Below are 22,538 nucleotides of genomic sequence, written 5' to 3' on the forward strand. Positions count from 1 at the left end.
TGTATTTAATCGCGCAGCGTCGCATGTTAAAATAGTTTTTTTCATGAAAGAAGAGGAAAAAATGAATAAAGAGACATCTGAAAGAAAGCTATTCTATTTGGATGGCATTAGGGGACTCGCAGCATTTGCCGTGGTTATTTCGCACTACATACAAGTATTTTATCCAGCTGCGTTAAATGGAAGACCGCAACAAGCTCATTTTGAATGGGATATCTGGTATGGGCATTCTCCGATTAATTTATTTTATAATGGTCAATTTGCCGTTTGTTTGTTTTTTGTGCTAAGTGGCTATGTGCTGAGTGTCAAAATGTTCGAAAAAGAGCTCGATAGTGAGACCTTTCTAAAGTTATTGCGTTCCAGCGCCTTATACTTCATTAATGGGGACTATGTACGAACCTATAGAAGTGTGGACGAAAACTATCAATGAATGGATTCAACTCAACATCGACCCACGACTTCTTGCTCGAACCCTAGGTGCTGCTATGATTTTGTTTGCTCTGCTTCGTTCAAAAGTGCTGCAAAAGGTGTTTGGATGGAAACCGTTTGTTTATTTAGGACAGATTTCATTTTCCCTTTACCTCATTCATTTCACTTTCCTAAATACGTATTCTGCGTTCCTATTTAGTAAAGTGATTCATCATATTAGTTATAATCTTGCCTATGCAATTACGTTTATGGCTTCTATGGTGCCCTTATTTATTTTGTCGCACTATTATATGAAATATATAGATCAAGGTGCAATAAAACTAGCTCGAAAAGTTGAAAAAAAGATGAGCTCTAACCAAGTTGAAACCAACAACTCTGCGGGACACGATAGTTCAGAATTGACTGCCTAATTATAGGGCAACATACGCTAGACACGGCGAGTATGTCCTGTAATACATTTATGACTGGGAAAAGTAGTCATTGGTAGAAATTTGTCGAAATCTATAAAAAAATCACATTATTTGATTGAATAATAGAAATTATAATAGAGTTATATTGTGTGTGATTAGTTTGACAATAAAATTCTGTGGATTTGTCCACCATTTGCCCACGTGATTTTAGGGGCGTGGACAAATCACAAGACGGCTTGTTCGAATATTGATAATATTAGATTGTGCTGCTAGTAACAGGCGCATATTCATTTTGGTTGGCTTTATTTTATGGATATCCATGGCTGGGCATCTGAGAATGAACTTAATACATGGGTTAAATAAATATCTGTCCTTACATTAACTGATCCTAAAATTGGACATTAAATAGTGACCAGGAGGGTAATAATGAGGATAAAAGTGGTAATGTTTCTGATAATGTCTATATTGTCTGCCTGTTTGGTTGGATGTAGTAATGTGTCTTTATTAAAAAATCAAGTCGATGGAACTACAAAGAATACCCCTACGATTGAACCATCAATTGATGAAGCAAAAGAAGATGATAATATTATTCCAAGTAACACATCTGAACCTTTTGTAGGAAGTATGGATTTGGATAGTGAAACTGAGAAGTTTTTCTATGGAACCTGGAAAGTTGAAAAACTGTTAGGATTTGCAGATTCATATAATGATGCATCTGAATATCCAACAGGGCAACAAGTTATTGGTGATGAAATTATAATCAATAAAGATTTTTTTTCATCAAAAGGGTTTGAAAACTATAATGTTTATCAATATGAACTAGAAGATCCACTCTATGAAATTACTGAGATATGCTATAACGAGGACTCTTTTTATAGAATATTTAAAATGGATATGCTAAGTTTGAATAGAAATGATGAAGTAAAAGCATTACGCGTATCTGACTCTTCTTCAGGACTTTCTATACCTGTAGGTTTTTTGGATGTTAATGATGATAGACTTATCCTGATGTTAGAAGCAACACAATTTGAGTTAAAGAGAGTCACTGAGTAAAGGTTATGCAATAAAAGAAAATGCTTTGCTGACTAATTTTGAACAAGTATCAATATTCCTGTTGCTGAAAGTTTGTACTTAAAAAAGCTCACGGTGGGTTGAAGCTTAACTTGGGGGCGGCGGCAATTAATATTCAATAATGATTGATTTGGAGTGTGAATGAGAATGGCGAGGCAGACTGAAATAGAAGCCTTATTAAACAGCTTGTCCAAAGAAGAACTGATTCGTGTTATTGCTCAAGTCGTGGAACAGGATGAGATGTTTAGCAACAGTCTCCTGTTAAGATACGCCAAAGGTGATCATAGTCAGCAAATTCAGACATGCAAGAAACTGATTGACTCTATCGTGAAAAAATATGTAGGACGAGAGGGATTCATTCCTTATCGGGAAACCTATGGGTTTGCGAGTGAAATGCTTAAGCTGCTTGAAGACATGAACGGTGCGCAGGATGAGTCGTTGGCGCTGGAAATCGCTTTACTGGTGCTGGAAGAAGGAATAGCCGCATTTCAGTATGCGGATGATTCGGACGGCGATATTGGCATGCTGGTGGGGGAAGCGCTGGAGCAGATTCAGGAAATTGCGGGCAGCCAGGATCAGCAGGATATTTCTGCTCGGGAACGCTTTTTTGAACGTCTGCTCAGCGTGAGCAAGAGTGGGGTTTTTGAGGACTGGGATGATTTCCGGATTGCATTATTCCGTATCTGTGCCGAATTCGCGGATGTGGAGAAGTTCAGAGAACAGTTGAAGGGGGCGATTGAGCATCAAATTGCTTCCAATGCCAACAATGAGTATCGAAAATATTCAAATGAAGCGTTGCTCCAAATTTTATTCCAGATTATCCAGGACTACGGCTCCAGAGAGGAAGCAGAGCGGTTTGTACAAGAGCACCTCCAGTTCACTTTTTTTAGAGAATGGGCTATTGAGAAAAGTATGGCTGCCCGAAATTATCGCCGCGCCATCGAATTAGCTGAAGAAGGAGAACAACAGGATAAGCAGTTTCCCGGTTTGATTTCCAGGTGGAAGGTTGCAAGATATGAAGCCTACAAAAAGCTTTCCCTCAGGCAAGAGCAGATGGAGTTGGCTAAGGAGCTATTGCTGGATGGTGACTATGATTATTATCATGAACTGGAGTCTCTGTTTCAAGGAGACAAAGAAGAGTTCTACCGCAGCATCCTTCAGGAACTGAAAAAAGCTAACCATTGGAGAACCTGGGACGTCTATCTTAAGCTTATCTCAGAAAAAAATGATTTGGAAGAAATGATGGTTTATGTAAGGGCCAATCCGTCGACGATAGAAGAATATGCAGCTCGACTGTCTTCGGACTACCGTGAGGAAATGACTCAGATTTATAGCAATTATATCTATAGCGCGGCCAGCACATCTTCCAACAGAAAAGGATATCAGCGTGTATGCGCCATACTTAAACGATATAAAAAGGCAGTAGGAAAACCAAGCCAGGAAGAAATCATCCTTCAATTAAAAGCTCAATATTATACACGACCGGCTTTTATGGATGAGCTGGCAAAGCTTACGTAAAAGAGGCCAACCGCGGTCTCTTTTGTTCTTGGCGGGACCAATGTCTGACTCAGACAGAATCGAGCACAACTGCATATTTTACAATAGAGAATGCTATAATGATAGCAACAAGTAGTGCTATTTTGACTGTTAAGATACAGGGGATCATTCTGAATTTAATCGGAGAAATGTGGATGAAACATAAAACATTAGCAGAGCTCTTACAGGAAGAAATGAAGATGGGGCTTAAAGGAGGGCTGTACCATCAGACCCAAATTAAGCTTGCCTATAACTCCAACCGGATCGAAGGCAGTCGGTTATCTGAGGATCAGACACGATATATTTTTGAAACCAACACTATAAACGTAGAACCTGAAGAAACAGCAAGCGTTGACGATATTATAGAGACAGTAAACCACTTCGCCTGTTTTGACTATATGTTGAACCTTGCACATGAAGACTTGACCGAAGAAATGATCAAGGAATTCCATAGAATCTTAAAAAGAAATACTTCTGATGAAAGAAAAGACTGGTTCCGCGTGGGAGATTACAAAGCCAGACCCAATGCGGCAGGAGATATGAAAACGACTGCTCCGGGAAAAGTGGCAAGCGCATGGGGAAGTTGCTCATCATGTATCACCAGAAAACCGGTATTTCGTTTGAGGACATCGTAGACTTCCACCATGAATTTGAAAGTATTCATCCTTTTCAGGATGGAAACGGTCGTGTCGGCAGGATCATCCTGTTTAAGGAATGTTTGAAAAATGGTATACTCCCCTTTATCATTGACCATGAGCAGAAGCTGTTTTATTACCGCGGCCTGAAGGAGTACTCTTCAGAAAAAGGGTATTTGCTGGACACCTGCCTGTCGGCACAGGACAGATATGAAGCGGAGGTTGCTTATTTCTTTCCGGAATTAAAACATGGACCAGAGACTTATCCGGGTATGGACCAGTCACTGTAGTAATAATAGAAAGGCTAAAGCATCTTATCATAAGTCCAAGGGATAAGGCGGTGAAGATAATGGCAGTAAATCGGGAAGAGTTAAACGACTGATTGATCAAATCCCAGAGCAGGATGCATTTCAGGTGTATGATTTTATCGGGTACTTGAACATGAAGCGTGAAAAAGATGATACACTGTCGGAGGTTATTTCGTCGCTGTCGGAGGATTCGGATCTGATTCGGCAAGTACAGCAGAGCCGCGAAGATCACGAACAAGGGCGATCTATGGAAGGGAAGCCGGACTCGAATATTTGCAGGCGAAGATAAAGGAATTTGAGCATGGACAGAATATATAGTGTATATTGGGCGCAATCTGCTTTGGATGAGTTAAGTAGCATACTTGCCTATCCTCCGGAAGTGAAGGAGCGTACTTACTTCGATTCGTTTGATCGTTTGCAATACACACCCACGCTTACCGCCAAGTAAATTGAGAACGGTACACTCCATGGACTTTGGGTAAGACCCGGACTGTACCAGGTCATTCTGGTATTTGAGGTTGATGATGAAGCAGCGAAGGTATGGATATACGGCATTAAGCATAAGCGAGATAATGTTTATTGGAAACGCAGCGGAAGATAAAATGAAATGGATAAATACAGACTCCACCTCCGCGGCGGAGTTTTTTTACTTAACCCCTGGCACACGCACCAGCCTGATAGATTCAAAGCTCTATTGGTTTGGATTTGAAGTGGGTAAAACACATGTAGTGATCATTAATTAGTATATTTTGGCTAAGGGAGTAACAGAGTATTGCTGACGGTTACACCAGCGCATCAAGCCGATCTATAATATGCTGGTGTTTGTGGGCGTGGTGAAACTAGGTGGATGTATTGTGCTGAAGATGATGAGGGTGTAGCTTATCTACTTCTCATCTTTTTCTCCTAATAGAGTATTTACAGAAATTTCGAGTGCTTTTGCAATAATAACAACCTCATAATCTTGGACTAGCCGATCCTGTCCTTCTAATCGAGAAAGGCTGGTTGAGCTAATATCCAGACCAAGTGTCTGCAAACGAGCTAAGAATTCTTTTTGCTTCATACCTTGGGCTTTGCGTATTTTGCTTACACGATTGCCTATAATATTTTTGTTGCCTAGCGGCTCTTTCCTATGCTTCACAGTATACACCTCACAATTTACCAAATTGTACGTGATCTTTTTGTTGTTTTAATGCGAATATCGGATTAAAATAAAATAAACCGATATTCGCATTAAAAATTGGGTTAGTTATAATGGCCCAATGTATTTATTTGGTAAAGAGGCGAGGGGAGATGACATGTCTGATTTGGTTAGTGATTTGGATAGGGAAAGAAGTAAGCTTAATAAGCTTGGTCAAAAATCAATCGAACAGCTTATTCCACTCTTTAGTAACGAGGAACTTCAAGTGCAAAGCCAGCGAGTGGATAAGTTGCTTATGCAACTGTATCAGATAAAGAGCACATGCAGAAAGTCATAGACCAATTGAATGAAGGGGGATAGAGAATGGGTTTACCGATATGGTTTTGTAGAGCAATTGAGGAAAGGCTGGATGAAGTATCTGCTCATATTGAACAACATTCAGAGATTCGACAGGTTCGCAAAGAGGAGAGCAAGGCGTTTTATGCTATGTTTGAGGATGAGAATTTCATAAAATCCCCCACTTTTAGAATATGGGAGGATCAGCGTCATTTTAAGCAGTCATTAATAAATGAACAACTATATAAGCAGGGAATGAAGGATGGCATGCAGCTTGTCTTCTCTTTATTGGATTATGCTGATGTTACTGCTAGCGATAAGAAGATTCCAAGGTGTATGAGGGAGGAATGAATTAAAAAGTAACTAGAAGTTTATGAGTATACAGAAAGCTTGTTTTTTGAACTGTTCTTGTCATAGTCAGAGGGCGTTCTAAGCGGACGCTTTTTTAGTGTGTTGAAAACACACGATGTTGTGCATCACAATCACAAAAAGCAGCTCATCCACACATGGACACCCGTTCGGAAATTATTTTTTAATTAATCCATCAACTACTACATATTCTCCTCAGGGTGAAGTATTTCTTAAATCCTTCACATAATACTAATCAAAATAAGCCTGTACTAAATTCGCCTCATGATCGTTAACTTTTTGGGTGAATTTTTTTTATAATACTCTATAGGGAGAAATAAAAAAAATAGAGAGTGAAAACCCGGATGAATCATGAGTGGCATTTTATGAGAGCTCAACTCACAATATAATAGCGAATGAAGCGGAATAGGTATGGAGGCATATATGAAACCAATCACAGAAGTTGCAGCACAGCTGAACCTGGAGCCGGATCAGCTTGAGCTTTACGGTAAATGGAAGGCGAAGCTATCCGAGGATGTATGGGCATCCGTCTCGCAGCGGCCGGACGGGAAGCTTATCCTCGTTACCGCTATGAATCCGACGCCGGCGGGAGAAGGCAAGACGTTGACAACGATAGGGCTCACGCAAGGATTAAATCGGATTGGACGGAAGGCGGCTGCCGCGCTGCGCGAGCCATCACTCGGGCCGTGCATGGGCATGAAGGGCGGCGCCACAGGCAGTGGCAAAGCCCAGATCGTACCGGCCGAGGATATTAATCTGCACTTTACGGGCGATATCCATGCGATTACATCAGCGCACAATCTGTTGGCGGCACTTATTGACAACCATATTCACCAAGGCAACGCTTTGCGTCTTGACCCGGCGCGAATTGTATGGAAACGGGCGCTTGATATGAATGATCGGCCACTGCGCCAGATCGTAATCGGCATCGGCGACAACAACGGTATCGTCCGCGAAGACGGCTTCCTTATTTCGACCGCTTCGGAAGTGATGGCGGTGTTATGTTTAGCGGAAAATATGGCCGATTTGCGGGCGCGGCTCGACCGGATCGTTGTGGCGTATGACATCGACAGTCGTCCGGTGACGGCGGGTGAGCTCCGGGCAGTGGATGCGATGTGCGCCCTGCTGAAGGATGCGATCCAACCGAATCTGGTGCAGACACTCGAAGGCGACCCGGTGTTCATTCACGGCGGTCCTTTCGCCAATATCGCCCACGGGTGCAGCAGCATACGGGCAACTCGTCATGCTCTCAAGCTGGCCGATTACGTCGTGACGGAAGCGGGATTCGGCGCCGATCTGGGTGCGGAGAAGTTCATGAACATCAAGTGCCGTCTGGGAGGCCTGCATCCGGCGGCTTCGGTCATCGTTGCGACCGTGCGTGCGCTGAAATACAACGGCGGCGTACCTAAACAGGAGCTTTTGACGGAGAATGCCGGGGCGATACGATCCGGCTTCGGCAACTTGCGGCGCCATGTGGAGAACATGCGCCTCTTCAACGTGCCGGTAATAGTCGCTATTAACCGCTTTGCGGCGGATACGGAGGCGGAGCTGGCACAGATTACCAATCTCTGCGCAGAGATTGGTGTGAAGGCGATCGTCTCGGACGCTTGGGAGCGTGGCGGCGAAGGCTGCCGCGAGTTAGCGCAGGAAGTAGTTGCGTTGGCTGACGGTTCAACGGTGGATGCGTTCCAACTGCTCTATCCAGATGACATGCCGCTTGAAGAGAAGATTGAGACGGTCGTTACGCGCATCTATCGCGGAGCCGGGGTTAAATACCGTCCAGCTGCGAAGCGAGCATTGCAGGAGCTGGAGCGGCTAGGCGTACGCGACCTTCCTGTCTGTATGGCGAAGACGCCTTATTCGTTTACAGATCGACCCGCCGTGCTCGGGGCTCCGGAGCAGTTTACCATTGAGGTGCGGGATATTCGCTGGTCGGCCGGCGCAGGCTTCGTCGTCGTGCTGACGGGGCAGATGGTCACGATGCCAGGGCTGCCTGCGGAACCAGCGGCGTGGCGCATAAGGCTGAATGAGGCGGGACATATCGAAGGTCTGAGCTGATCTACGGGGCAGGGCAGCTGTCCTTCGCAAGTGACGATTTTGAAGATATTTCTATGTATGATAGAGTCGGGGAAAGGATGCTTGGAGAAAGGTTGAAAACCCAGATCCATCAAGCCTTTCCTCTATTTTTATATCAAGAGATGAACCTATATCATAAACTTTACACCAATTTAACATGCCTCATATGAAAAAATGATACAACAGTAGCATCTAGTTAAAAGAGGTGGATGTAAATGAGGTTGAGTAAAGAGGAAAGATCATGGATTCTATATGATTGCGGCAATTCGGCCTATTCGATGGCAGTGACAACCGCGCTGCTGCCCATTGTATTTGGCATGTTTACGAATGTGAACAGCAGTATGGATCTGGGGTATTTTAATTCAATAGCCAGCATATTGATTGCGATTCTTAGTCCCATTTTAGGTACGATTGCAGATTACAAGGATAAGAAAAAACGCTTCTTCGTATTTTTTGCTTTGATCGGAGTATTGGCTACACTTTCGCTGGCATTTGTTGCACCTTCAAGCGGGCAATGGCAGTTGCTGGTTGGATTTTATATTTTGTCAACGGTCGGGTTTGCCGGAGCAAATATTTTCTATGACTCCTTTCTAGTAGATGTGACGGATGACGAAAAGATGGATAAGATATCCACAAGAGGCTTTGCCTTCGGATATATTACCAGTGTTATTCCGTTCGGGATCAGTCTTCTGTTAATATTGTTCATGGGAATGGACAAGGCCATCGGTTATCAGATTGGATTTATCATTACTGCTCTATGGTGGGGCCTGCTGACCGTCCCTATGATTAAGGACGTAAAGCAAAGACACTATCTTGAGCCTGAGCCCAGACCGATTGTCAACAGCTTTATCAGACTGGGAAGCACCTTTAAAAATATCAGACAGCACAAGGTTGTGTTTGTTTTCCTGCTCGCTTACTTTTTCTATATTGATGGGGTAGATACCATTATCAAAATGGTAGTGCCCTATGCTACGTCCGTGTTAGGTGCGGATGCTTTGGATACCTTTACTTTGCTCGGGATTTTGCTGGTGATTCAGATTATTGCTTTCCCGTGTGCAATTATTTATGGTAATCTGGCGAAAAAATATTCCACACGAGCAATGATTATCGTGGGTATTATTACATATATCATTTCGTGCATTGCGGCCTTCTTCATCAGCTCCGTTTGGCACATTTTTGTTCTTGGTGCGTTAGTAGGCTCAGCCCAAGGTGGAATTCAGGCGCTCAGCAGATCTTATTTCGCGAAGATTATTCCCAAGGAAAATTCCAATGAATTTTTTGGCTTCTTTAATATTTTCGGCAAATTTGCGGCGATTGTCGGTCCTGCTCTGATGTCTTTGACAACAACCTTAACAGGCAATGCAAACTTAAGTATTATAGCGATTATCCCTTTGTTCATCATTGGATTGTGTATATTTATGACGATACCCAAGCAACAGCTTTAACATGCGGAAATCAGGGGGAAATTGATGAAATCACTACCAGAAAATACGGCAATGGCGAAACATCTGATCGTCATATCCTACGATGCTTTTTCAGAGGATCATTGGGAACTGGCGAGCACTTTTCCTAATTTATCCAAGCTAATTAATAACGGGGCTTATAGCAAGGAGTTGAAAAGCGTGTATCCCACGCTTACTTATGTGGTACACACCACCATTGCAACCGGAGTATATCCGGATAAGCATGGCATCCATCACAACAATCCCTTGCAGCCCTTTGTCAAGGAAGAGGAGCAGGACTGGTTCTGGTACAGAGAGGACATCAAGGTACCTACGATCTATGATGCTGCGCGTGAGCAGCATTTGAACACAGCCGGGCTTTTATGGCCTGTATCAGGTAAATCCTCAATCAAATATAACATACCGGAAATAAGAGCAATTAGAAACGAAAACCAGGCACTTAAGGTGTTGAAAAATGGCAGCCCCTTATACTGTATTCAGATGGAAATGAAATACGGGCGCCTCAGAAAAGGGATTCAGCAGCCGTATCTGGATGATTTTACGACTAAATGTGCTATAGACACGATCAAGAATAAAAAGCCTAATCTCCTCATGCTGCATCTGATTGATTTGGATGATGCGAAGCATGCTTTTGGAACTGACAGCCATGAAGTGAAGCAGGTCATAGCACGGATGGATACAAGGCTGGGCGAAATTATACAGGCTGTTGAAGAGGCCGGCATCAAGGAGGATACTGTTTTTATGGTTTTGGGTGATCATGGACAGTTCAATGTTAGGTACAAGGTGCATTTGAATAATCTTTTGCAGGAAAAAGGTCTTATCTTTAAAGAGAATGGCGAATGGAGATGGAGAGCTTATTTTCAATGTGGGGGCGGATCGGCTTACCTGCATATTCGGCAGGATGACGAAGAGGCTGAGCTATTAGCGTTAGCTGCAATAGAAGATCATATGAGGGATGAAGCATCCGGTATCGAAAAATGGTATACGAGAGATGAGATGGATCATTTACATGCAAGTAAATTTACCAAGTACATGCTTGAAGCCAAGAGGGGATATTGCTTCGAAGAAGGCTTGGAGCAACCGACCATTGTAGATTTGAAGCATCAAGGCGTTACCTATGCAACTCATGGCTATTCCCCCGATAAGCCCGAGTATAGATGCAATATGGTCGTTTCAGGAGATAAAATTAAGAGCGGTCATCCTATAGGTGATGTCAATATGGTAGATATAGCCCCTACGATGGCAAAGATTTTAGGAATAGAATTTAATGCTTGTGATGGAAGAGCTTTAGAAGAGATTTTTATTTAATAAAATCATGTATTTCCCTCCATTTATTCCTCGAACCTTCATCAGCATATTGAATAGATGCTTAAAGGCAAGTATAGTTGCTTTGTATAATGCTAACGATATGATCGCGAAGGAGGACGATGATGATACAACTTTTAGGAGCTTCATTATTTGGTATTGTAGCAGTATTGACCCTACTAATAGGTCTTGGATTCCCCTTGGGGGAATTTTCGATAGGAGGGAAATATAAGGTAGTTCCACCGAAGTTAAGAATACTTTGCTGGGTTTCTTTAGCCATTCAATTGTTTGCCATTATCGTGATACTACAAGCTGGAAAAATAATACCTCTTTGGTTTTCTATCAAAACAACTAAATACATAATTATATTTTTTGCTATCTATTTATCGCTAAATACCATTATGAATTTTCTATCTACAAGTAAGAAAGAAAAATTATATGCTACGCCATTATCTATAATAGCCGCCATTTGTTTTTGGATCACCGGAGTAGAAATGTAAACTGGATAATTTGAGGGGCTTTCGCCCCTCTATTTTTTATAGTTTACTATTCAGCCACTCAGAGCGGAAAATTCCTAAGTGATACACGTCCTCGTAAGTGTCCCATTTCAATACCTCATGCATTGCTAATCCTTCAATGGATTTCAAAAACACATTGGTTACTATATCAGAGACGCAACATCATCAATAACGTTAGCATTGTAATTAAGCCTTTAACAAAGCTTGCTTTGATCGGCTACTGATGTGGAGGAATACCAGCAGCGAATAGGGTCAGTTTTTCAGGATTATAAGGTATATGCATCAACCATCAAAGAAATGTACTTCTTTTTCCGATTTTATGCCCAGTCGTAATACTTTCACCATGTTCGTTCTGATCATAATGAGCGATTATAGAACCTGTAAGACGCATGGAGTTAGGTGGTAAACGCTAGTAGCGTTTCATCATACATTGGTTCTTATTCGGACGGTCGTAACGAGGCAGGGATATCGAATTATCCCGCAGTGCCGTGCATGGTATGTTACGGTATCCTGTACGGTCGGATCGGTAGGAATCCACTATTTGGGGTTCGATTCCCCATCGCCTTTGACGCGATTCTGGTAGAGCATACTCGACTTTCAATCGAGCGAAAACGAAAATTTGAACAAAGGACCAAAGGATAGAATCCCTGGCGGCTAGTTTAAGCGCACTGCAGGGAAGGCTTCGTAATCCGTGGATACCGATGGTGCGAAAATCCGGTAGGCTTTTTTGGATGGAAGAGGAAGAAGGTGGGCTGAAGTTGGGTCAACCTTCTGATTCAAATATCCTTGAAAATCCCTGGCAGCTCGCTTATCTAAAACGAGATTCCGTCTGAACCGCAGCGGGATTCTAAATCCAATGGTCGAACCATTAAGGGGGTAATGAATATGTTTAAAAAAGTAACCATTCAAGCTGACCAGCGCGGTTTGCTCTTTCATAAAGGAAATTATGTGAAAAAGCTCATTCCGGGGACCTATAACTATTTAATATGGTCACAAGCTACAGTTGTGTTATTGAATATCGCTAAACCGTTCGTTGTAGAGGGCAAGGATTTGCAGTTGTTCCTTCACGATGAAGAGCTCGTGCGAGAGCTTGAAATTGTACGAGTACAGGATCATGAATACGTGCTGCATTATGAAGACGGCCAATTCGTACAGCTGCTGAAGCCTGGCGTCTACGCTTATTGGAATATGCTGAAAAAACATACCTTTTTACATATGGATATCAGACAACCTGAAGTGCCTGCCGAGGTAGATCGTTCGATACTGCCAAAGCTTTCAGTCTATATGCAGTCTTACGAAATCGCGAGCTACGAATCCGGATTTTTGTTCTATGATCATGTTATGCAGCGTGAGCTCTCTCCCGGAAAGTACTACTTCTGGAAGGGGCCCGTCTCGGTGATGATCAAGTCGATGGATTTAAGACAACAACAAATGGATCTCATCGGCCAAGAAATCATGACGGAAGACAAGGTTACGCTGCGTTTGAACTTCGTCTGCCAATACAAGATCGTAAAGCCATTGCGTGCCTTGGAAATGAAATCGTTCGACGAGCAAATCCATATCCAGCTTCAGCTCATGCTGCGGGAATATGTCGGAACTCTTAAATTGGACGATCTTTTGAAACGGAAAGAGGACGCTGCGTCGTTCATCCTGTCCCGTTTACGTGAGAAGAGTGAAGAGTTCGGAGTACAATTCCTGAGTGCAGGGGTTAAGGATGTCATTTTACCAGGGGAAATGAAAGAGATCCTGAACACCGTTCTGCTCGCGGAGAAGAAAGCTCAGGCGAATTTAATCACCCGCCGGGAGGAAACGGCATCGACCCGAAGCCTGCTTAATACCGCAAAGCTGATGGATGAGAATCAGACATTGTTCCGTCTGAAGGAGCTGGAATTCCTCGAGAAAATATGCGAGAAAATCGGGTCCATCTCATTAACGGGGGGCGGGGATTTGCTGGAACGGTTGAACTCTCTTATCGGTGATAGAAAGGCAGCGGGAAAATAGCAAATAAAACTGTCACAACAACTGAGGCTAAGAAAGGGATGCGAGCAAATCGCGTCCTTGTTTTAGTCTGAGCCAAGAAAGAATTGACAGATAACAACTGGCATAGTAGAATCTGCTTAAACAGTTAAGCAACAAATAAATAGGCGTCTTTTTTCTTAGGCGCTATTTATTTTTATTCTTTGCTTAACCGGTTAATCAATCTGGAGGTAAAAATTTATGAGAAAAAGCAGAGCTATATTTATGGTGTTATTATGTATTTTCGTAAGTGCTTTTTTACTGACTGCTTGTGGAAAATCAGACTCAACTACGGAACCTGCTGCATCAAAAAACCCGGATAGTTCAAAGGAAACCATTGAGAAAACTCTATACACAGTAACTTTTTATGATATGGATGGAAGCACGGAATTATCAAAAGAAGAAGTCAAGGAGAGTGAATCGGTAAAAGAATATACCCCGCAGAAAGATAACTATGTATTTATGGGCTGGTATGCAACACCTACTTTAACCCATAAATATGACTTTAGCACACCAGTAACTGCTGATACGAAAATCTTTGCAGGCTTTTTAGAAGATAAGGAAGATACAAGGAGCTTTGCTGTTGTTGGAAGTGGTAAAAGTCCGATACTCGTTACCTCCAACTGGGGAACTGTAATTGATGACACTCTGATTTTAACTAAGGAATCGGGTGAAAACGTTTACTCCATAAGCATGGATTTGTATGAAGGTGACGAATTCCAGTTAGCGACTAATACTTCATGGTATAACCAAAGGGGAGCTGGCTATTTAACAACTACAAGTCAGGATGGAATTGAATACTTTTCAGGCTCTGGCGGTAATTATCAATCAGATGAAGCCAAAAAGGCTAATATTAAATGCCTTAAAACGGGTAACTATACACTTAAGCTGACTACATACCCCGGTGCGGATGTCTATGATACCGAGAATAGCAATTACACCGAAGCAACGAAAGAAAATTTTAATTCAAATCCCTACGATACCATAGAGTGGGTATATAACGGTGAACCAAAGGATGCAATGGCAGATGTTACAACCTCATACTATATTAAGAGTTCCATTACAACTGGTTGGAATGATGTTTATGAGGATAAATACAGATTTAAAGAAATAGACGGACTGCCTGCTTTAACAATACAGTTGGCAGAGAAAGAAGAATTTTTATTTACTTCCACAGTCAAAACCGGAGAGACAGAAAGTGTAGGAAATGAGTATGTAAAATTCAGTAATATTAAGGACAAAAATTCACTGGAATTTGTTGAGGGCAGTGCCAGTGATAATATCATCGCAAAAGCGGCGGGAGTTTATACCTTTACCTATAACCCGGGAACGAAAGAACTGACAGTAAGCTTTAAGACAAAATAAAAGAAAAAAGGCTGCCGTATATTATGCAAAAGGCTGCCATAAATTTTACGGCAGCTTTTTGCAAAAATGATTATACAAATTGGGCGTGTTCCATATCAGGAATACGATTTATAGCAAAGTCTATGCAACGATACACCCTGTCCATTTTCGAATGTAGGTCACATGGAATATAGCAGGAATTTTCTTTTCCTGCCATAAGATCATTCAGAGCAACCTGATTATATACGTAATTTTGATTAGCAATCTCTGAAAAATCCTTTAAATCTTTTACAAATTTTACTTCACGGAAAGTTTTGCAGATAAACGATTTTAGTAGCTCATTGTTTGGAGTTAAACATATATAGAAATAATTATCGACTCCAAAATGTTGATCAGCATTTTTCTTTAGAAGCTTATAATCGCTGCAAATTTGAAAAAACCAGGGAATATCAATTAAGCAGTCAACGGCAATTACAGGAACAAGATTTTTATCCCCGAGACTAAGGAAAAAATCAAGTGTGGCGTCAAAACATAAAATGGCATCTACATAATTTAATTTTGCAAATTCCTTATTATCCTGGATTATCAAATGATATCCGTAATGAGTCGAAACCTCAGATAATACCTCAATCAAAAGTAATTGCTCGGAACGTTTTAGCAGAGAAGTCTCAGGCATCATATAAAGAGCGATATTATAAGTTTTGCTCGTAGACAGAGACCTCGCTGAGGAATTTGGTTTATAGTCCAACAGATTGACGATTTGCAGGACCTTTTTTCTTGTTTCTTCGGTGATTCGCTGATCCATGCGGTTGTTAATCACATATGAAACAGTGGCAACTGATACACCGGCTTGCTTAGCAATGTCTCTAATTGTAATTTTTTTATCCATGACTTAGTTATATACTTATTTAGCATTTTTGTGAATATACAAAAATCACACGATAACAGATAAAGGAATTGATACCATGAATAAACAAGCAATATTGCATATACCTGAATCAAAATTCTGCTATCCCATAAATCAGAACACAATAATATTACGTTTACGTATGGATAAAGAAGATGATGTGGATCGCATCGAGGTAGTATACGGTTGTAAATACAAGTACTACCTGGAACAAAAAACTGCAGTAATGGAAGAAAAATATAAGGATAATCTATTTAAATATTACGAAATAGAGCTTGAACTGGAGGATGTAAGACTAACCTATGTGTTTCGAATCTGGAAGGGTCAGGAATGCTGCTATTTTTCAGAAGACGGTCTTACTTCTACTTATGATTTTAAATTGTCCCATTATAATTGCTTTCAGCTGCCTTATATCAACAAAAATGATATCCATGAAGTAGTGGAATGGATGCGGGGCGCAGTATTTTATCAGATTTTTATTGACCGCTTTTATCAAGGATCAAAAGATAAAAATACAGATTATATAAATTTGGAATGGGGCAGGATACCGGACCCCAAAAGCTTTACAGGCGGAGATATTCCGGGAGTTACACAAAAATTAGATCATCTGAAAGATCTCGGGGTAAATGGTATCTACTTAACCCCTGTATTCGAGTCCATTTCTAACCACAAATACGATACGTACAATTACAAAAAAATTGACCCGCATTTTGGAACAAATGAGGATTTTTCTAAACTGGTAAACGAGGCTCATAAACGAGGTATTAAGATTGTATTGGATGCGGTATTCAATCACTGCAGTGATCAGCTGCCACAATTTCAGGATGTACTTTTAAAAGGAAAAGAATCAAAGTATTTTAATTGGTTTATGATCGATGGCGACAAAATTGATACCGAAACCATCAATTATGAGGTATTTGGTTTCAGTGAATATATGCCAAAATTTGATACCAGTAATACAGAAGTACAAGAATTTCTATTGGATATAGCTCTCTTCTGGATCAAGGAATATGATATTGACGGTTGGCGCTTGGATGTATCTGATGAGGTCTCTCATCATTTTTGGAGAAAGTTAAGAGAAGCAGTTAAGAAAGTTAAACCGGAGTGTGTAATTATCGGGGAAAACTGGCACGATGCCAATGCATTTTTACAGGGAGATCAGTATGACAGTATTATGAATTATGCCTTTACCAAAGCCTGCCTGGATTATTATGCTTTCCAGACTGTTAACGCACAGGGCTTTGCCGAAAAGCTAAATCATTTGTTAATGAGAAATAGCGGACAGGTTAATGCTATGATGCTGAATCTTTTGGATTCTCACGATACGGACCGCTTTTTTACCTCTGTAAACAAGAATAAGGACCGCTTACTTTCAGCCATTGCTGTCATGTGTATGTATATGGGGGCACCGTGTATTTATTATGGAACGGAACTATATCTGGAGGGAGGATATGATCCGAATAACAGAAGGTGTTTTGATTGGGAGGAATCCCACTGGGATATTCCATTTATGGACATTTTAAAGAATCTGTTGTCATTAAAGCAAAAGCCTGTATTACAGAAGGGAGATATCCGTATTTCCTATGATGAGAATCTATGCTATATCATTCGAACCTTTGAAAACAGTGAAATTATATTAATTCTGAATCAATCCGGAACAACAGTACGAATAAGCCAAACCGGAACAATACTGGCTCAAAATAAATTGCTGGAATGTAACTTATTAACGGATGGATTTGTAGTTTATGAAAATTAGAGGAGTGGATGATTATGAAGAGATTTATTTGTATTTTACTGGTGGCCCTGCTAAGTGTTGGACAATTGACTGGCTGTACATCAACAGAAGCCTTGGATGAGAAGGATACGTCTGACCAGACAAATGCATTAAAATCAATTTACAACGGCGAATTAGAAAAAAATGTTACACTCCGTGTCCTTGAAAATGACACAGCAATCGAACAGGGATACTTTAAACAATTAATTGACGCTTTTAATGAAAAATATAAGGATTATGGAATTGTTGCAGTAGATGCCAATATGGATCAGCGCAGTAATCTGGCAGATGACGGACCTTATGGATATGGTCCGGATGTATTGTATCAGGCAAATGATTCCATTATGAAATATGTAAAGGGCAAACATATTTATCCAATCCCTGCAGAGTCTTTGGAGTCCTTTTCCCAGATTCCAGCAAATGCATGGGATGCATATAAGTCTGAAGTAGATGGCAAAACCTATTATATGGGCGTTCCTGTAAATGTTCAGACCTCCATGTTATTTTATCGTAAGGATATGCTTCCTAAAGACTGGGAAACAAAATGGGATGACAATAAAAATAAGATGCCGGACATGGTAGAAAACTGGAATTCTCTATATAAATATTCAAAATCAATCGTCGAATCAGATACTGGAAAATATGGTTATATGCGGTCGTTGTTTGATGTATATTTTTCTTCCGGCTTCCTTTTCTCCTATGGAGGTTACGTCTTTGGAGATCATAATACAAACCCAAAAGAAGTGGGATTATCTGCTGGTAATGCCGAGGTTGGAGCAAACGTTCTGTTAAAGCTTGCTTCTGTAATGAATGAAGAGTGCATAGACGATTCCATAACAGTAAATGGCTATAGCAAAATAGCAGATGGTAGTTATTTTGCCACTATGACAACACCGGATGTTTATACCTTATTTATTAAAGAACTGACATTGGAATATGAAAAGCAAGGTAAGAGTACGGAGGAGGCTAAAGCATTAGCTGAAGAAAATCTGGTTGTAGCCGGACTGCCTATGCTGCCTGCAAGTGGTGATTTAACGGAAGAAAATCCGGAATTAATGCCTCAAAAGGCTATGGGAGGTATAAATGGATATGCCATCAGTGCTTATACCAAAGCACCCAATGCCAGCCTTGCTTTTGTGGAATTTGCCACAAGTTACGAGATGATCATGAAGAGACAGGGGCTGCTTGGAAGTATACCGGCACGTTCCGATGCTGCTAAAGCAGTCGGAGGAGTCTCGGAAATTGTATTTAATAACTTGAATGAAGGAAACATTGTAGTCATGCCATCCATTACTGAAATGGTACAGGTATGGTCACCAACAGAGACATTCTTTACAGATTTAGCAAAAGACGCCTTTCGTACATCCGATAAAAAATATACTTCTTTAGAAGAGCTAAAGAGTGGGCTAAAGGTTGTTGATCAGCAAATCTATGATGCAATCCACACACTTTCTAATTAGAGGTGTTTATATGAATATGTTTAGCAAAAAAATAGAGAAACTAATTTTTTTTAAAAAAAGTGCAGGCAAAAATGTTAAAGCCAGTATATGTCTTATGGGCCTGGGGCAGCTAATGTATGGTCAAATTGGAAAGGGTCTGCTATACCTCGCCATACTTGCTTGTGGAGTCCTCTATTTTATATCTCGGGGTTTTTCTGACTTGGCAGGTCTTTTCACATTAGGAACCAAGGAAAAGGATGCCTGGTTTGGTATTGAAGGAGATAACTCAGTTGTTATGCTGCTTATGGGTATTCTTTTCATAGCGGCAATTATACTATTTATTAGCTGTTACCTTTCAAATGTCCGAGATACATATGAAACCCAAATTCTGGTAGAGAAGGGAGGGAAGCCAAGAACCCTCTCGGAAGATGTGAAAAAGCTACTGGATGAAAAGTTCTACAAGACAGCATTATTTTTGCCAATTATAGGTGTATTTGTATTCAGTATATTGCCTATTGTATTTATGATTGCTGTTGCATTTACAAATTATGGCGGCAATATTGTTCCTCCAAAGCTGGTCGATTGGGTCGGTTTCAGCAATTTTATACAGATTGCAACCCTTTCAAAATTTGCGCCAACCTTTGGAAGGATTCTTAGCTGGAACGTGCTTTGGGCGGTAAGCGCCACTTTATTAAATTATTTTGCAGGTCTTGGTCTTGCCCTGCTTCTTAATAAGAAATGTGTAAAAGGTACGATTATATGGCGGGCATTTCCTATCCTGGCTTACGCAGTACCCGGATTTATTACCCTGATTGGTTTCCGTTTTATGTTTTCTTATGGCGGACCTGTTAACCAGATTATTATGGATATGGGGTACAAGGCCATTGGTTTTTTGGATATCGATGCTAAATGGATGGCAAGGCTTATTGGCTTATTGGTAAACGCTTGGATTACAGTACCTTCCATTATGCTTTTAGCCACAGGTATATTAACAAACATGGATAATGAGCAGTTGGAGGCTGCAAAAATTGACGGTGCAAAACGGTGGAAGCAGTTCACAAAAATCGTATTGCCTTTTGTTTTGTTTTCCACGACTCCGGTATTGATTGGTCAGTTTATTGGAAATTTCAATAATTTCGGCATCTTTTTCTTCCTTCGTGGCGGATTATATATGGATGGATATTTCTTGGCTAGTGATACGGACCTGTTAATTAACTGGCTTTATAATTTATCCATTAGTAACAATTACTATAATATCGGTGCGGCAATCAGTTTAGTCATATTCTTCATCACCTCTATGATTTCACTGTTTGTATATGTTAAATCGCCATCTTATAAAGAGGAGGATGTTTACCGATGAAAAAACACAAATTTCTTCGTGCGGCAGATACCGTTATTACCCATTCCACACTAATTGTGGTTTCATTGATTTTCCTCTTTCCTTGCCTTTGGTTGATTTTAGCTTCCTTTAGTAAATCGGGTTCCATCTATACGTATAAGGGCTTTTTCCCCAGTGAATATAGTCTGGATACCTTTAAAACCCTATTTACGGATACCGCCATGTATAATTATCCCCAGTGGTTTATGAATACGCTGCAGATTGCGGTATTTAGCAGTTTGATTGGTACTTTTCTTGTTATATTAACGGCATATACCATGTCCAGGTTCCAATTCAAGAGCAGGAAGAAAATCATGAAAGGAACGCTGATCCTTGGCATGTTTCCCTCCTTTATGGGAATGATCGCTGTATATATTATCATGACACAATTCGGACTGATTAATAAAATATGGGGTGTCATCCTGATTTACAGCTCCAGCGCACCGATGGGCTATTTAACCCAAAAAGGTTTTTTTGATACGGTACCTTACTCCATTGATGAAGCAGCTAAAATAGACGGGGCAACTAATTTTCAGGTATTTTTAAAAATCAATCTGCCATTGTCCAAGCCTATGATCGTTTATACCGCACTTACAAGTTTTACCTTCCCATGGAGTGACTTTATATTGCCAAAGCTATTATTAAAGGAAAAAGATCTCTATACAGTAGCGGTAGGTCTGATGAACCTTGGTGAAACTGAATTTTCAAGATTTGCAGCGGGCTCCGTTTTTATAGCAGTACCTATTGTTATTTTATACTTCATACTGATTCGTTATATGATTAGTGGTATGACAGCTGGTGCGGTGAAGGGGTAAAAAAAATAGTATCAGATGCCGTAAAGGCTATCCTTAAAAGTCTTTGATAAGGCTAGGGATAGCCTGTTTTTTTGTTGTTGTATCCATTTGCACATAAGCGCTGTAGCGTGAAAATCATTTATGTTACGTTACTAAATAGGTATAATAAGATCAAAATATAGCTACGGGTTAGGGGTGGGTGAATTGTTAATCAAGCCGTCGGCCAGTATTCGACAAAATTATAATGAGATCGCTGATATATGCAAAACTTCCGGGGAGCCGGTCTATTTGACCAAAAACGGTGAAGGAGATCTCGTCGTAATGGATATTGAAGCATTCTCACGCCGCGAGAAGATGCTGAAGCTACGTGAAGAACTGCTAGCTGTTCAAGAGGATCGCCTGGCAGGGCGTATTGGCGTAACTCCGGACGAACTGGATACGTATTTAAATAGCATTATTGACGAGGCCCATCATAGAAAAAACACCTAGATATAAGTAATCGTTTCCGATCGTGCTCGTCTAATGCTGGCGAGTCATATGCGTTTTCTTGCGGAGAGAGTCATGATGCCTGAGCATTATCCATTTCTGGATACGGAACGGTATATGTGGATCACATCGCAGATTGCAGACAGGAGTATCGCTGGTTGGTACGGTAATAATTCCAATAAAAAGGAGCGTTCGTCCAAGAGTGCCTATAAATAGACGCTTAAATTGTCGAGAACCTCTATACATATAAAGGTTAGGGTTTCTTGTGATTCGTTACGATCTTTTTCGGGAACGATGAGGGTGCTAATTAGATATACGTAAAACTACTATATAGTAGAAATAGCTTTTTCGCATAAAGGTGCATGTGGAGTTGGATATGTTGGTTCGAAAATGAGAGGTGACAGGTTCGCTCATGTTTATTACTTTCAAGATAGAAGTAAATAACGTAAATCTATCCGTCTCTTAACTAAAACAAGCAGTAAAAGCGGCAAACAGTCTATCGAAAGCACTGTTTGCCGCTTTTATGAACTCTCTCCGTCTTTCTCTTGTAACTTCGCGTACTCAACCTCTACCAGTTTGAAAAAGTCCGACGGCTTAATTTTCAGCCCTTTGCAAAGCTCAAATATTTTAGTGACAGAAGGTTCGTTTCTGCCGACTTCGATCATGGAAATATAGGATCGATCAACATTGCATTCATGCGCTAGATCCTCTTGGCTTAAGCCTTGTTTGATGCGAATAGCTTTCACGGTTTTCCCGATAATTTGTTTGATGATGGATTGATCGCTCAAGGAAATTTACCCCTTTTAAGT

General features: G+C 40.9%; 23 protein-coding genes. 20 read left to right on the forward strand and 3 right to left on the reverse strand.

Annotated features, from left to right (window positions below; genetic code table 11):
• Positions 1-61: 61 nt before the first annotated feature.
• The 8 genes from BLS49_RS11900 (at position 62) to BLS49_RS25265 (ending at position 4,834) form a co-directional block, all read left to right on the forward strand.
• Complete coding sequence (locus BLS49_RS11900; protein WP_175471389.1) at positions 62-427, forward strand: acyltransferase family protein; 366 nt, start codon at positions 62-64, stop codon at positions 425-427.
• On the forward strand, positions 387-836 hold the full coding sequence (locus tag BLS49_RS11905) for an acyltransferase family protein (RefSeq protein WP_091230297.1): 450 nt from the start codon (positions 387-389) through the stop codon (positions 834-836). Before BLS49_RS11900 ends, BLS49_RS11905 begins: the two co-directional genes overlap by 41 nt.
• Positions 837-1,262: 426 nt before the next feature.
• Positions 1,263-1,889 carry a hypothetical protein gene (locus BLS49_RS11910; RefSeq protein ID WP_245742348.1) on the forward strand — a complete coding sequence of 209 codons (627 nt, stop codon included), beginning with the start codon at positions 1,263-1,265 and terminating at the stop codon, positions 1,887-1,889.
• Between the two features lie 165 nt (positions 1,890-2,054).
• Positions 2,055-3,425, forward strand: a complete 1,371-nt coding sequence (locus BLS49_RS11915) for a hypothetical protein (protein ID WP_091230300.1) — start codon at positions 2,055-2,057, stop codon at positions 3,423-3,425.
• A 98-nt stretch (positions 3,426-3,523) separates the two neighbouring features.
• Positions 3,524-4,078 (forward strand): Fic family protein, encoded by a 555-nt coding sequence (locus BLS49_RS25010; RefSeq protein WP_217640055.1) that lies wholly within the window; start codon positions 3,524-3,526, stop codon positions 4,076-4,078.
• A complete protein-coding gene (locus BLS49_RS25015) occupies positions 4,036-4,368 on the forward strand; it encodes a Fic family protein (protein ID WP_245742349.1) in 333 nt (110 codons plus the stop codon). The genes BLS49_RS25010 and BLS49_RS25015 overlap by 43 nt, the downstream gene beginning before the upstream one ends.
• 124 nt (positions 4,369-4,492) lie before the next feature.
• Positions 4,493-4,675 carry a hypothetical protein gene (locus tag BLS49_RS11925; RefSeq protein ID WP_245742350.1) on the forward strand — a complete coding sequence of 61 codons (183 nt, stop codon included), beginning with the start codon at positions 4,493-4,495 and terminating at the stop codon, positions 4,673-4,675.
• A 12-nt stretch (positions 4,676-4,687) separates the two neighbouring features.
• Complete coding sequence (locus tag BLS49_RS25265) at positions 4,688-4,834, forward strand: hypothetical protein (RefSeq protein WP_245742351.1); 147 nt, start codon at positions 4,688-4,690, stop codon at positions 4,832-4,834.
• Between the two features lie 435 nt (positions 4,835-5,269).
• Here the strand turns inward: BLS49_RS25265 and BLS49_RS11935 are convergent, their stop codons facing one another.
• Positions 5,270-5,524 (reverse strand): helix-turn-helix domain-containing protein, encoded by a 255-nt coding sequence (locus BLS49_RS11935; RefSeq protein WP_091230303.1) that lies wholly within the window; start codon positions 5,522-5,524, stop codon positions 5,270-5,272.
• Between the two features lie 363 nt (positions 5,525-5,887).
• Here BLS49_RS11935 and BLS49_RS25270 point away from each other — a divergent pair, with 363 nt between their 5' ends.
• The 7 genes from BLS49_RS25270 to BLS49_RS11975 all read left to right on the forward strand — a co-directional run bounded on the left by BLS49_RS25270 (position 5,888) and on the right by BLS49_RS11975 (position 14,972).
• Complete coding sequence (locus tag BLS49_RS25270) at positions 5,888-6,211, forward strand: hypothetical protein (protein WP_245742352.1); 324 nt, start codon at positions 5,888-5,890, stop codon at positions 6,209-6,211.
• Positions 6,212-6,640: 429 nt separating this feature from the next.
• A complete protein-coding gene (locus tag BLS49_RS11950; RefSeq protein WP_091230311.1) occupies positions 6,641-8,287 on the forward strand; it encodes a formate--tetrahydrofolate ligase in 1,647 nt (548 codons plus the stop codon).
• A gap of 233 nt (positions 8,288-8,520) precedes the next feature.
• Complete coding sequence (locus tag BLS49_RS11955; RefSeq protein ID WP_091230315.1) at positions 8,521-9,750, forward strand: MFS transporter; 1,230 nt, start codon at positions 8,521-8,523, stop codon at positions 9,748-9,750.
• A gap of 24 nt (positions 9,751-9,774) precedes the next feature.
• Positions 9,775-11,076 carry an alkaline phosphatase family protein gene (locus BLS49_RS11960; protein WP_091230318.1) on the forward strand — a complete coding sequence of 434 codons (1,302 nt, stop codon included), beginning with the start codon at positions 9,775-9,777 and terminating at the stop codon, positions 11,074-11,076.
• A 119-nt stretch (positions 11,077-11,195) separates the two neighbouring features.
• Complete coding sequence (locus BLS49_RS11965) at positions 11,196-11,573, forward strand: hypothetical protein (protein ID WP_217640057.1); 378 nt, start codon at positions 11,196-11,198, stop codon at positions 11,571-11,573.
• Between the two features lie 903 nt (positions 11,574-12,476).
• Positions 12,477-13,592: a slipin family protein gene (locus tag BLS49_RS11970; protein WP_091230328.1), complete on the forward strand. Its 1,116-nt coding sequence runs from the start codon at positions 12,477-12,479 to the stop codon at positions 13,590-13,592.
• A gap of 216 nt (positions 13,593-13,808) precedes the next feature.
• The gene (locus BLS49_RS11975; protein WP_091230331.1) at positions 13,809-14,972 is read left to right on the forward strand and encodes an InlB B-repeat-containing protein; all 1,164 of its coding nucleotides are present in this window, start codon (positions 13,809-13,811) and stop codon (positions 14,970-14,972) included.
• Between the two features lie 70 nt (positions 14,973-15,042).
• Here BLS49_RS11975 and BLS49_RS11980 read toward each other — a convergent pair whose 3' ends face one another.
• Positions 15,043-15,840 (reverse strand): LacI family DNA-binding transcriptional regulator, encoded by a 798-nt coding sequence (locus tag BLS49_RS11980; protein WP_091230335.1) that lies wholly within the window; start codon positions 15,838-15,840, stop codon positions 15,043-15,045.
• Positions 15,841-15,916: 76 nt separating this feature from the next.
• Between BLS49_RS11980 and BLS49_RS11985 the strand changes: the two genes are divergently transcribed.
• The 5 genes from BLS49_RS11985 (at position 15,917) to BLS49_RS12005 (ending at position 21,732) form a co-directional block, all read left to right on the forward strand.
• Positions 15,917-17,614 (forward strand): glycoside hydrolase family 13 protein, encoded by a 1,698-nt coding sequence (locus BLS49_RS11985; RefSeq protein WP_091230338.1) that lies wholly within the window; start codon positions 15,917-15,919, stop codon positions 17,612-17,614.
• Between the two features lie 14 nt (positions 17,615-17,628).
• Positions 17,629-19,092 carry a sugar ABC transporter substrate-binding protein gene (locus BLS49_RS11990; RefSeq protein ID WP_091230342.1) on the forward strand — a complete coding sequence of 488 codons (1,464 nt, stop codon included), beginning with the start codon at positions 17,629-17,631 and terminating at the stop codon, positions 19,090-19,092.
• Between the two features lie 16 nt (positions 19,093-19,108).
• Positions 19,109-20,431 (forward strand): carbohydrate ABC transporter permease, encoded by a 1,323-nt coding sequence (locus BLS49_RS11995; RefSeq protein ID WP_091230480.1) that lies wholly within the window; start codon positions 19,109-19,111, stop codon positions 20,429-20,431.
• Entirely contained in the window at positions 20,428-21,264 is an 837-nt protein-coding gene (locus tag BLS49_RS12000) for a sugar ABC transporter permease (RefSeq protein WP_091230345.1), read from the forward strand. Before BLS49_RS11995 ends, BLS49_RS12000 begins: the two co-directional genes overlap by 4 nt.
• Before the next feature lie 183 nt (positions 21,265-21,447).
• Positions 21,448-21,732: a type II toxin-antitoxin system prevent-host-death family antitoxin gene (locus tag BLS49_RS12005; RefSeq protein WP_091230348.1), complete on the forward strand. Its 285-nt coding sequence runs from the start codon at positions 21,448-21,450 to the stop codon at positions 21,730-21,732.
• Positions 21,733-22,250: 518 nt separating this feature from the next.
• Here the strand turns inward: BLS49_RS12005 and BLS49_RS12010 are convergent.
• On the reverse strand, positions 22,251-22,517 hold the full coding sequence (locus BLS49_RS12010) for a helix-turn-helix domain-containing protein (RefSeq protein ID WP_245742354.1): 267 nt from the start codon (positions 22,515-22,517) through the stop codon (positions 22,251-22,253).
• Positions 22,518-22,538 lie beyond the last annotated feature (21 nt).

Origin of the sequence: Fontibacillus panacisegetis, from assembly GCF_900102215.1 — a bacterium.
Classification (GTDB): domain Bacteria; phylum Bacillota; class Bacilli; order Paenibacillales; family Paenibacillaceae; genus Fontibacillus; species Fontibacillus panacisegetis.